Here is a 12864-nt window from a genome sequence, read left to right as displayed (position 1 = left end):
AAATAAAGAAAATTATCTTCAAATTTTGTATCACTCCTACGCTGCCATAGAAATCAACCAGTACGTGTTTGATTCAAACGCGTGTCCCGATGCGACAGGAATGCTTACATATGTTGCCGAGGTCAGGCCTGCCTTGCAGTCGTTCTGTTCGTTCTAGTCTCCGAAGATTCGTTATCCTCTCGGCGTTTGCAGCACGACTCGACGACTCGGTTTTATCGCTTTGCATTTGCTTCGATGGCGAGGAACACTAGAACCAACACGCTCATAGTGACCGTGAGCACAAGCTGATCCTGCGAGCTCCGTCCACAATGGACCAAGCAGAGTGCCAGATCGGATTTCCGAGGCAGCGGCCATCGGCGATTGATGAAATGTAATCAAGTGGAGAATCAAATGAAGGTGCTTACCATGGTGTCATTCCTTGCCATCTTTACATCTTCGTCTGTTTGCGCGCAGAGGGCAGCGGAGTCGCTACCGGAGATCACAGTTGATTGCTATCAATCGTTCGCCAGCAAGACGCAGTTTCCTGAGCACGAAGACAAGGACATTGGGATCAGCAGCGATGTTTTTGAAAAGCCGTTAGTGCGATACAGGATTCAGGTCGTCGGAAAAACAATACTCAAGATCATCAGGGACCCGGATCGACCGGCATTTCGAACTGAATACGGCAAGACTGTCTGGGAAATGAGAAGTGATTTCACCAACAAGCATCAGATTGTCGCCTGGAGAGAGGACAAAACGGGTGGAATCGTAAGGCTTTTTACGTTCGATTTCGTGGATCTACTATTGAGCACGGTTGACGTTGCACCCGCGCGTGCTACCGCCGCCGGAATAGAGCTTCACGTCATGAAATGCAGTAACACTCAATCCTAAGCATTTCAGCGAACGTCCTGCCACTATGTTTGGTCGAATGGCGCCCCGGCTGCCAACGAGGGAAGCAGGCAGTTCAGTCCTCCAAGGTTTAACCAATCTGGTGAAAGCGATTGGGTCTTGGTTCTCGAAGCGGCATCTCCGCATTGACGGATCCGCCTGAGGACTGTTCTTTTCCTTGCGGCGTTCGATCCGGCTCGGAGGCGGCCTTAGTGCTCTCCGCCTAAGGTTAAGTCGCAGGGGCACCGCGTTCTGCCAATCCGCGCGCGATGTGACAAGCGCTGGCGTCTTTATTTCGCTCGTTTGCTCGGCGGTGGCGTCTTGGCTCGGAAACACGGTCTGATCGTTTGCGGGTAAGTTCGCGGAGACTTGGGTGTAGCAGCATCAGTCTTAGCCTGTGGGGACAATCCGGACAGGTGTCGCCTATCCAGGCCAGCACGTCATGCATCTCGGGGTGTGCCGCGGCAGAGGAAATGCCGTCAGTCGCTTTGATGATGGCGGCCAAGTCGGTCGCCTTCCGCAGGGGAATGAAGGGGACTTCATTCCACTTGAACGCAGTCGTCTCGTCTTCAGTTGCTGATCCCTCTTCGGCTTCGCAAGCGCCGATTGCATCACCTCAGCCCACGCGGCGGATGCGCGCTAATTGGTCGATGGAGCGTAGAGAGCCGTCTCGGCAGGCCAGAGGGTATTAACAATGAAAAGTTATTAACGTGAAGTTGCAAATTATCTCAAGTTACGTGCAATTTGTATCAGCGTCTATCAGTTAATTATACAATTCGGTATGAGCGCATTGGGGCGAGAGTTAATACTGGATTTCGAGGATTCGACGATGGTTGCCAAAACGAGAGAAGAATTTAATTTCGCGTACCAGTTGGTGAAAACGGGTGGGAACTACAAGCTGGTTGACGCGGATACGAGTTCTGCCGGGGTCGATCCCATTGCGATCGGCGTTAAGGCTATAGATCAATCCGGTGATGATCCGCTTGCCAACGGCGACAAGGTCAAAGTCAAAGATGTTGCGAGCGGGAATCTCAGCGAGGGCAACAAATACACTTTTATCGGTACGGCCGAGCTGTCGGGCACCGAAGGCATCATCATCCAGGACAATCACGGCAACTTCTTTTTTCTGACCGATACGGCCTATTCTGGGAATTTGAACGGCCAACACGGGCGATTGACGAATGTCGATACAAGTGCCGAGGTCACCTTCTGCTTTATGGCCGGCACTATGGTGCGCACGCGTGGCGGTGAAGTCGCAGTCGAGACTTTGGAACGGGGCGATTTAGTGCTCACCCATGATGGGCGTGCCGTCCCGGTTGATTGGCTGGGCGAGCAGACGGTCTCGCTCAGGTTTGCTGACAAAGCACGTGTGCTTCCAATCCGGATTCGAGCTGGCGCACTTGGAGAGAACACCCCGTCGCGTGATCTTCTGGTTTCGCCCGATCATGCATTGTTGGTCGAAGGTGCATTGGTTCAGGCTGGGGCGCTCGTCAATGGCACGTCAATTTGCCAAGAGACAGACGTTCCGATGGTCTTTACGTATTACCATGTTGAGGTGGAGGATCACTCTCTGATCCTGGCGGAAAATACCCCTGCCGAGACGTTTATCGACAATGTCGACCGCCTGGGGTTCGATAACTGGGCCGAGCATCAAGCACTCTATCCCAATGGCAAACCGGTGAAGGAATTGCCCTATCCGCGAGCGAAATCGCATCGCCAAGTACCCATTAGGATTCGCGTGATGCTCTCTGCGAGAGCGCAATTGATGGGATTGACCGGCGAAAACAGATCGGTCGCTTAATCGAGCCATTTGGGTATTTACTGAGCGGGCACTCAACTCTGAAGTTTTACTTCATCACGTTGGACCCGCTCAGATCTTTTCTGAAGTCGCTGACTGCATGAATGGCTGGACTATGCGGCACTGATCTGTGAAAGCCATACGCTCAGCGAGTTCACCTCCGTAAGCTCGGCCTTGAGAACGTTGTCTGAGGAACCTTTTGCTGCTCTTTGCCGTGCCTGGCGCGGCGTTATCCCATACGTGTTTTGGAAGAGCCTGTTGAAACTGCTGATGTTCTTGAAGCCCAAGCCGTAGGCGATCTGCGCAATTCGCCGGTCCGAATGTTCGATCGCAGCGATCTGTTGGTAGGCATGATCGAGCCGTGCCTTGCGGATGTATCCCGCAATCCCGCCAATCGGTTCAAATAGTCGATAGAGTGAAGCCCGGGACAAACCGAAGGTCCTTGCGATCGAGGTGGCGTCCAATGTCGCTGACCTCAGATTTCGATCAATGTATCGTCTGATCGTAATAATCGGGGCAGAGGGAGAGGCGGAGATAAGGGGCTTGGAAGCTTCGAGGTTAGGAACAATCGCCCGAGCGGCAAGCTCGACAACGCCGCTGGCTGCCGCATCTATTTCATTTTGATTCACGTGGCCGGCAACTTCCCTGAGTGAACGCAGCGCTGCGCCAATCACCGAGGCTGCAGCGGACGCTTTCTGGAGGACCAGCCCGTGCAATGCGGTTTCGTCGCCAATTGATGTCAAGAGACGACGGCGCGAAACCCAAAGCGTAATTTCGGTTGTAGGTCCGCCTTGTACTGATGTCTGTCGTGTCATGACTTGTGACAGGTCGCAGATGAACACATCACCCGCTTCAGCGACAAAGTCGGTTGAGTTCAAGATTCCTGCGGTCGTCCCGGAGAGTACGTAGGTTATCGCGAACTGATCCAGTTTGGAGCGGGAGATAGTGTCCAGCGTCCGAACGAGGGTTAGTCTCGACGCCGAAGTGGTCGTCAGCACATATTTGTTGCTGACCAGAGCCGCGAAGCCCCCCTCAAAATCAGCCATTTCAGAAGGGTTGGCTGCAAGGTCAAAAACCGCACCCATGAGTTGCCGCCACTTGCTGAAGGGATTCTTCCGCAGGTCGCTGGGCAGTTCGATGCTGCGCGCAGGCGTGCTCAACATGGGCGAAATCCATCAAATCGTCTCACGTATAAGCCATTTTGTTCAAATTTACTACATTTCGTCTCATAAGATTTGCGTTTAGTTTAATTGGGCGAACCCGCGATTGATGGGCTTTTATCAAATTGCTAGCAATCCTCATGGCTTCGCTTAATTAGCAGTTAATCGGAATAACGCGATTTAATTTGGAGATTTGAATGACGACGTTTACCGCAACGAATGCAGTTCAGACGCTCACGGGCGGGACCGCTGCAGATACCTTCGTTTTTGCCACCGGGACGGCCCAAGCGGGTGACGCTGTAGTTGGAGGTTCGGGCACCGACACAATCGCTCTCGGCTCTTCAAATGAGACGATTGACCTTTCCGTCGTGTCGATCTCCGGGATTGAAAACATCTCGCAGGCTGCGACCAACAGCAGTGACACTGTCACGATCACTGCGCAGCAATTGTCTGCACTTTCGAGCATCAGTCTGGGAACCGGATTCGACACCGACACTCTGAACGTCAATGTTAGCGGAGCGGTCGACATTTCAGGCGGCACGACCGCCACGTTGTCCAGCATCGACACCATCAATGTTAATGGCACAACCGGGGCGGATACGCTCACGCTCACCGGCGCACAGTTGAACAACCTCTTGAATGCGCCCAGCTCGACCAACATCAATCTTGGAAGCGGCAGCGACACGATTGTCTTGAAGTCGACATCCACGTCGTTCAATTCACTTGGTAATTCGAACCTCACGGGCGTTGAGAATATTTCAACCGTCGGTGCGGCCGGCGCCGTGACGTTGTCGCTCGCCAATCAGACCGAAGGCTTCACGATCACGAGCGGAGCCCAAGCCGATACGTTGACTGGCGGCCAAGGTGGCGACACGTTCGTGCTGACTGCCGATAACGTGCGCGACGTGCTTAACGGCGGTGCTGGATCCGATACAGCGGACTACTCCAATTATACTGCCGGACTGACCGTTACGTTGAATACCTCGACCGCTGCCGTTGTTACTGGCTCAGGCTCGACAACGACATTGTCGGACACGATCGCGAATATCGAGAATTTCATCGGTGGTTCTGGCAACGACACAATCAATGGTGATAGTGCGGCCAATGCGCTGAGCGGTGGTGTCGGCAGCGATACCATCAATGGCAATGCTGGCGACGACACGTTGACCGGCGGTGCCGGTAACGACTTCATTCATGGCGGGATTGGTACGGACACCGCGGTTTTCAGCGGAAACCGCTCCAACTACACCGTAACCTTCAGCAGTGCTGGCCATTTCTTCACGGTGACCGACAACCGTGCCGGGTCCCCGGATGGCACCGACTTGGTGTACTGGAACGGCTCCAACACAGCCAGCAACGACTCCGTTGAGAACCTTAAGTTTGCGGACCAAACCGTCGTTATTTGCTTCATGGCCGGCACCATGGTGCGGACGCCTGGCGGCGAAGTCGCGGTTGAAAGCCTGAAGCGTGGCGACCTGGTCGCCACCCACGACGGTCGGATGATGCCGGTAACTTGGCTCGGTCGTCAAACGGTCTCGACCGTCTTTGGTGATCCTCTCCGCGTCCTTCCCGTGCGCATCAGGGCCAGCGCGCTCGGCCTTAACGTGCCGGCGCGTGACCTCCTGATCTCCCCCGACCATGCAATCCTGGTCGATGGGGCGTTGATCCAGGCCGGCGCTTTGGTGAACGGCACCTCGATCACGCGGGAAAAGAACGTTCCGCAGGTCTTCACCTACTACCACGTTGAGCTGGACGACCATTCGCTCGTTCTGGCCGAGAACACGCCGGCCGAGACGTTCGTTGACAACGTCGATCGTCTCGCCTTCGACAATTGGGCCGAGCATCAAGCGCTTTATCCGGAGGGCAAGGTGATCGAGGAGCTTCCCTATCCCCGTGCGAAGGCTCATCGGCAGGTTCCGGTAGCCATTCGCGTGAAGCTGGCGGCTATTGCGCAAGAGCTCGGCTACTATGCTTCTCAGGCTGGCGTCGCCTAAGGCGGCAGCACACCTTGGACTTCAACGGCGGCGCCCGGGCGCCGCCGTTTGCATCAGGCTTGCATTCCATTCCTTCGAGGGGCTCGCTTTCCCTACGGCTACCGCTCCAACATTCGCTCATAAACCGCTTCAAGATTGCGAGCGAAACGGCCGACGTCGAAAAGAGCGCAGACATCCCTCAATCGGCGCGCGCGGTCGCGATAACATCCTAACAGGCCCGGGTCGCGAGCGAGACTAAGCGCCAGTTGCTCGTATTGGCCAAGATCATCGGTAATGAGTTCCGGAAGCCCGGCGGCTTGCAGCAGGCTGGAAGCGACTCGCCCCGCAAAGCTCCGGCCGCGGCATGTCAGGACCGGTAACCCGGCCCATAATGCGTCACTCGTTGTGGTGTGGGCATTCACCGGAACTGTATCGAGAAACAGGTCCGCGAGCCGGTGACGGGCCAGGTGCTGATCGAGCGGTTTCCGCTCGGCAAAGATGAGGCGGCCAGGATCGATGCCGCGAACGGATGCTTCTCGCTTGAGATTCCGTGCCGCCGCATAATTGCCGCGGAGGAGCCAAAGGACGCTACCAGGCATCGAGTGGAGGATCCTACACCACACATCGAAAACGTCTTTGGTTATCTTGTAGTTGTTGTTGAAGCAGCAGAAAACAAAACGCTCAGCAGGTAGGCCTTCTTCCTCTCTGGAAGGCGTTCGTTCCGCAATGATGCGCTTCGAGTCGTTGACCTGATAGCTGTCGGGCAGGTGGACAATTTTTTCGGTAAAGAACGGCTGCTGGTCAATGGGTAGAACAAAGCGATCGGCAATTACATAGTCCAAGAAATCGACGCCGGTGGTGCCAGGATAGCCGAGATAGCTGACCTGAATGGGGGCAGGTCGGTGACTAAAAATCCCCAGCCGCGAATCCGCCGTGTGTCCCTTCAGATCAACCGCAATGTGAACATTCAGCTCACTCACGCGCGCGGCAATCTCGTAGTCGCTCTTTTCTGGAACGCTTTCGAAGACGTCGAAAGCAGAAGCCAACCGCTTGCGCGTGGCGCTCCCATCATCTTTTCCATAGCAAAGGCCGACAATCTCAAACCGAGAGCGATCGTGACGCTCGAAAAGCTCCGCCGCTAGATAGGCCGTTGCATGCTCGTGGAAGTCCGCGGACAGGTAGGCAATCCTAACCTTATCCGTAACGGCTGTTGTCTTAGGTCCGATGGGCTGGACAACAGGCACCGTTTGTTTGGCGAACCTCTGCGCGCATTTCAGTTGCAGAGCTGGATCGTCGCAGTACGTCAGAAACGTGAAAGGTGAGGGTGCGGCCTCGCCGGAATTAACAGCTTGCAGCAACGCGGGTTCTAGTGCCGTAGTACGGTCCCAATCGCAAGCAGCTCGCGCGCACATAGTGAGCGCGTCAAGCGCATAGGGAGATTCCGGCCTCACAGATAGCGCGCGCTCGTAACTAACGACCGCCTCCTCGTCTCGGTCGAGGGCAGCAAGCGCGTGCCCCCGCCCAAGGAGAGCATCGAAGTGAGAGGGATCGAATTCGAGCGCCAGATCATAGCCGGCCAATGCGTCCTGCAGTCGCCCTAGCCGTTTAAGTACGCTGGCGCGATTGCAGGTTGCCAAAACATGCCGTGGTGACAGGGCGATAGCAGCGTTATAGGCCGCGAGGGCCGCTTCCAGCCGATTTAGGTCCGAAAGGGCGTTGGCGCGATTGTTGTGGGCGTCAGCGAGCCCGGGGGCAAAACTGATGGCAAGATCATAGCTTTCCAGTGCTGCGGCATACTTTCTCAGGGAGCGGAGCGCGTTACCTCGGTTGGTGTACGCGTTAACGTAGTCGGACCTGAGGCGGATCGCGTCATCGTAAGATTGTACGGCCTCCGCGAACCGTCCAAGATCAGCTAGGACGTTTCCACGATTGCATAATGTCTGTACGAGATCCGGCTTCAGCAAAAGTGCCCGGTCGGTTGCGGCTAGAGCTTCGCTGAGCCGGCCGATCTTGTGGAGAATAACGGCGTAATTCGAGTGATGAAACGCCGTGGCCTGAGCTGTAGCTGACGCTTGGTCGAGCAGTGTCAGTGCCTCGGACGTGCGATTCTGCTGGTGTCGAAGAACCCCAAGAAAGTGAAGAGCATTCACGTTGACCGGCTGCTCGGAAAGAATTGAGGTATAGATTGCCTCGGCCTCGACGAGCCTGCCTGCCTGATGCAGCTTAATGGCCGCTTCGACCGAATGAGCGGGGCTCATAGCCGGGATCGGTTGGCGTTGCTGGTCGGTCGCTCAGCAATTTTTTGCTGCAAAGCGAGCAAGACCCGTCCCATGACCTCGCCCCAATCACCCGTTGCTCTCTGCCTGAAAAGACGAGCTGTTGGATACCACGGGCTATCCTCCCGGTCCAAAAGCCATCGCCAATCCGGAATGTAGGGAAGTAGTATCCACACGGGCAATCCAATGGCGCCGGCAAGATGGGCGATACTCGTGTCGACCGAGATCACCAGATCCAATGCGGCGGCGAGCGCTGCAGTATCGGAAAAATCGATGATTTCATCGGGGAAATGCCTAGCCCCCGACGTTTCGATAACATGCAAGTCACCGCTGGAAACGTCTTTTTGCAAGCTGACGAGTTCAACGTTCTCCCCTGCAAGACTTAGGTACTTTTCAAGCCCTATGGATCTGTGTTGATCCAACTTATGCAGCGGATTGCCTGACCATGCGATGCCGATGCGCATCTTGCTCGTTGGTCCGAGCCGGCTTTGCCATTGTGCCACCTTGTGCGAAGCAGCGTATAAGTAAGGTGTATGAGCCGGGATCGTTGATAGCCGCGTAGCCAATGCGAGCGGAAGGCTGAGCAGAGGCGAGCAAAAATCATGATCGGGTAACGGACCATCCCTGTCGATGACCTCGAACCCGGGCCGAAGGCTGGATAGTAAACCGACTAGCGGTGGTTCGACTGCTAAAATAACTCTCGCCCCGTGAGCCGTAACGAGATTTGCATACCGACAAAACTGGATAGTATCGCCAAAGCCCTGCTCAGAATAAAGCAGGATAGTTTTGTCTCTGAGATCCTCTCGTCCAAGCCAGCGCGGCTTGCTAAATTTCGTCCGCAGTTGATCGCGCTTATCCACCTTCCATCGCCATTCGTATTTCGTCCATCCTCTTTCGAAGTCGCCAAGCAAGAGCCTGGTCAGCGACTCATTGAAATTTGCGTCGGGATGGGCAGGGGCCGCCATTTGCGCAGCCTCGAAACATTCGAGCGCGTCGTTTACGCGTCCAGTCATTTTAAGGCCGTAGCCGAGATTATTCAGCGAGGACGGGGCATCCGGCTGGAGCGCGACCGCTCGTTCAAAGCACGCGATGGCTTCCTGGTGTAGTCCGAGGTTAGACAAGGCCTGGCCCCGGCCACTATGAGCTGCTGCGAAGGTCGGGTGAAGGCGAAGCGCTTCTTCAAACCACGAGGCTGCATCTTGATATCGCTTTAACGCGGATAAAGCGTTGCCTCGATTATTGCATATTTCTGCAGAGCTTGGCTTTGCCTTATAAGCCCGTTCGAACAACTCCAGAGCTTCCTCTGGTCGCCCCAAGTCAAGCAGCGTCGTCGCTATGTTGTTTGCGAAGGCGGCCGAGGTCGGCTCGAGAGTGCTGGCTTTTCTATAGCAGACGAGAGCGCGCGTGTGCTGTTCGAGTCCACGATAGGAATTGCCAAGTCCGTTATGAGCCTCCGCCATATGTGGATGCAACGCCGCTGCTCGCTCGAGTAGAGCGGTTCCCTCATCAAAACGCTTCAACTCGTTCAGAATCATTCCAAGCAAAACCAGTGCGTTGCCATCATCGGGTGTCAGACTCAAGATCTGCTGGCACACTAAGAGCGCCTCGTCGCGGCGCGACAGACCGAGCAGAGCCGAAGCCTTGTTTCTCATTGCATTCGTGTAGTCAGGCTTGAGTTCGATAGCCCGGGACGCACTTTCAGCGGCTTCTGAGTAACGCTTTAGATGATTTAGGGCGAACGCTCGATTGTTGTGTGTTTCGGGAATTGATTCGTCGATCGTCAGGACACGGTCCGTGTATCTTACCGCGTCGGCATATCTTTCCTGGTCATTGAATACAATCGCGCAATTGTTGAGCGCGTCCAGGAGATCGGGGCTAATCGAACATGCGACTTCAAATGCTTCGAGTGCTTCGCTGTTCCGATTCAGTGATCGAAGTGCCCTGCCGCGAAGATTATGAAGGCCGGGATCGCGAGGAAAGCTGCGTAGCGCTTCGGAGAAGCAATCTAGAGCGGCTGCTGGATCTCCTCCGTTCAAAAGCATCAACCCTTTTCCTTTCAAGGCAGGGCCATAACCTTGTTTGCTTGCGATCGCTTCGCTGAAGGAGTCGAGCGCCTCATGGTTTCGATTAAGGGCTCCAAGAATGGTAGCACGACTATTCAACAGACTGGCATCTCGGCGCGCTGCGATAGCTCGCTCGATTAGTGTCAGAGCTTCACCGTGACGCCGCCGCCCGTGCTCGATTATTGCGAGGTGATGTAGTGCGACGATGTTCGCCGGGTCAACGCCAAGTGCTGCCGCGAAGAAGGCTTCCGCGTCGCTATGGCGTCCCTCGACAAAATGCGAGGTCCCCTTCTGCAATACGTCCTCTAAGGTTAGCTGGGTCATTGCTAACAGACGCCCTATGGCCGATGATGTCGCAATATTCTGATATCAGGAATTTCAGTCGTTTTCACTCAACCGCCTTGAAAAAGAGCTCTGATAGTGAACGGGAGCGGCACTAACTTCACGCCTAAGGGGTCATTGTAAACATGGTTAGAAGGTCTTTCGCAGCTCGTCACGTTGTTGGGGTACTTCGGTTCGAACTCGCCCGAGAGCAAACCATCGATTTACCGAAATCAGGTGGCTTTTCCTTGGATGCCTGCCGCAGATAAACTGAAGAGCAGCTCGCTTGCCGAGCCTAGTTCCAAAGTTGGAACGCGGATTTCTATTGCACCGAAATTCCGCTCCTGCCTGGTTGGGCCTACCGGGCAGGCCTTTGTATCATTAGAAATTTTCATCCCGGGGCTGGATTTCACGTACCGGTTTTTTGACTGCATTGAACAAACTTCAGACTAGGCCGCCGCAAGGCGGCCTTTCTTATGCCCGTCGGTGTGCCGATGAGTCCAATGTTCTTTCGCCGGCCTTTTGAGGTGTAATCGCCGAATTTTCGACCGGCGATTTGATCGGGGATACGGCGCGATACCACGCGCCGTTACAAGCAAGGCGCTTGCCTTTGCAGGTGCTCCGGAGTGACTTGGCCGTCATCCGGGACACGGAAGACTTACTTCGAGCTCTTTGCCGGGACCAGTTTGGTCTAAAATTGGTTCGCGGCAGACCTGATCCTCGTTGCGGCTCGCGGTTGCACCGGCGCCCGTCTGCGGCAATTGTCAATCTCTCTCAAAAATAGTGAGCGCCGGTACTGTGCGGCATTCAATAGACTTTCGAACAGCACGAAGATCTCACGCGCCTGCACATAAACCTCCATGCTAATAGCATGCTGATCAAAATCGTAAGAGGCTAGGCGCCCTTCGATAGCCTGTCTTGCAATCGGATCCAGCCGCCACTCGGCTGCGTTCCGTATGGTGTAGACTTCGGCGTCCCCTCTGCATCCAGGAGCAATGCCCGCCAGGTCGACCCGGCGGAGCGCTGTCTCGATCGCCTTTTGGCGATGATCTTGCAAAAGCCTATGGCGCAACACGCGGTAGCGTAGGATCTCCCAGGAAAGTTCAGCAATGTCGATCGCGAGCAGCCACTCGATCGCGGATTGGGGTGCGATGTCCTTGAAAACGGCGCCACGTAAGGCCTCGTATTGCTCAACGCTTTCGCCCGGCAAAAGGAGAGGCGCAGGGCAGAGGACTTCGAACTCAACTGGCATAGGGGCCCCCGGGCGACGGTGGAAGATGGGCAAAGGGACCAGTCATTGGATCACGCCTCCGGCCTGGCATGGGCTTGAGCGGTGATCCCGGTTATGTCGGGCGCCGCGTGCTCGTGAGCTGGACTTGCGACCCATAGCTCCTTGGCCACCTTTAGCGGTTCGATGTGCATGTCGGCCCACCATGCCCTTTCATTGCCGCGCCGATGCAGATCCTGGTGATGTGCGCGGCAGAGGGGCACCGTAGCCGGCTCGCGAAGCATGCGCCTGTGCGGAACGCAACAGGTCGGCCTATTTGTATCAGCGGCCGAGCAACTACTGCGCTGGGGTAGGTTGAGGTAGGCAGAGTGCCCGGCCGCCGGATCGCGGGGTTACCGCGACCGGGCATATCATGATCGCGCTTCGGTCAAAGATCTGCTTATTTTCGAAATCAGAAGATTAGATCATTAAAACGGGATGTGTCGCCTAACGAACCCACTTGATGGCAAACCAACCGCTGCCGCGCGCCCCTTGGCCGAAGCCGAGCTCCTGAAACGGCCCCGGCCACAGTTGCGATCGACCCGCAGGATGCAGGCATGCGGGTCTTCATGAGCCTGATCTGGCGGCGCGTTGTTCAGGAAGCGGCTAGAGCTGCCGGGGATCATCGCTTTTGCATGGGGCGCTCGGCTACGCTTCGGCCGGTGCCGTATTGATCTTGACGACCGATCAGATGACACGCCCTGCTACGATCGAAATAAAAACCCGCCGACCTTGGGGGCCGGCGGGAGTTGCAGATAGCGAGAGGCGGACACCAATCGCTCCGGTTTGTTTACGACTGAATGCAGAGCCCGTGAACTGCTCCTCTCCATTCATCCTTAATGTCTTTATAATAATCTAAGCTTTGGGACGGGGCCGTGGGGGACATACGCGGCCTTGTGCTTGGGGGGAGGCCCGCCAACTGCCCAGCCCCGGCGGGCCTTCCCTCACCAGTTTCACGCACGTTAAGCACAGCTCTGGTTGCCTCCGCCGCGCAACAGACACCCGGATTTTTTCGACGATCAGGCCGCAGCGGCCCCCCCGCCGCGGCCTTAGTCGTGAGAGCTCTCTAACGTAGACCGTCGGGCCTCAATTCAGTTGCGGCGTAGCTCCTCAACAATAGCGCGCTGCTGATCGATTCC

Annotated in this window: 7 protein-coding genes; 3 read left to right on the top strand and 4 right to left on the bottom strand. The window is 55.8% G+C overall.

What is annotated here, in order from left to right:
• Window positions 1-390 precede the first annotated feature (390 nt).
• On the top strand, window positions 391-870 hold the full coding sequence (locus tag AC0L20_RS36280) for a hypothetical protein (RefSeq protein WP_473295163.1): 480 nt from the start codon (window positions 391-393) through the stop codon (window positions 868-870).
• An 826-nt stretch (window positions 871-1696) separates the two neighbouring features.
• Window positions 1697-2668, top strand: coding sequence for a Hint domain-containing protein (locus AC0L20_RS36275; RefSeq protein WP_473295162.1), 972 nt, complete (start codon window positions 1697-1699; stop codon window positions 2666-2668).
• 110 nt (window positions 2669-2778) lie between these two features.
• On the opposite strand, the gene AC0L20_RS36270 is transcribed toward AC0L20_RS36275, so the two are convergent.
• A complete protein-coding gene (locus tag AC0L20_RS36270; protein WP_473295161.1) occupies window positions 2779-3828 on the bottom strand; it encodes a helix-turn-helix transcriptional regulator in 1050 nt (349 codons plus the stop codon).
• A gap of 194 nt (window positions 3829-4022) precedes the next feature.
• On the opposite strand from AC0L20_RS36270, the gene AC0L20_RS36265 reads away from it, so the two are divergent.
• A complete protein-coding gene (locus tag AC0L20_RS36265; RefSeq protein ID WP_473295160.1) occupies window positions 4023-5819 on the top strand; it encodes a Hint domain-containing protein in 1797 nt (598 codons plus the stop codon).
• 98 nt (window positions 5820-5917) lie between these two features.
• Here AC0L20_RS36265 and AC0L20_RS36260 read toward each other — a convergent pair whose 3' ends face one another.
• The 3 genes from AC0L20_RS36260 to AC0L20_RS36250 form a co-directional block, all read right to left on the bottom strand.
• The gene (locus AC0L20_RS36260; RefSeq protein WP_473295159.1) at window positions 5918-8056 is read right to left on the bottom strand and encodes an O-linked N-acetylglucosamine transferase, SPINDLY family protein; all 2139 of its coding nucleotides are present in this window, start codon (window positions 8054-8056) and stop codon (window positions 5918-5920) included.
• A complete protein-coding gene (locus AC0L20_RS36255) occupies window positions 8053-10461 on the bottom strand; it encodes a tetratricopeptide repeat protein (protein ID WP_473295158.1) in 2409 nt (802 codons plus the stop codon). Before AC0L20_RS36255 ends, AC0L20_RS36260 begins: the two co-directional genes overlap by 4 nt.
• Window positions 10462-11149: 688 nt before the next feature.
• Entirely contained in the window at window positions 11150-11710 is a 561-nt protein-coding gene (locus AC0L20_RS36250) for a hypothetical protein (RefSeq protein ID WP_473295157.1), read from the bottom strand.
• Window positions 11711-12864: the final 1154 nt, after the last annotated feature.

The sequence above is a fragment of the Bradyrhizobium sp. Kon58 genome (assembly GCF_055807455.1).
Note: the sequence above shows the minus strand (reverse complement) of the source record. Positions and strands in the feature narration are given on the sequence as shown.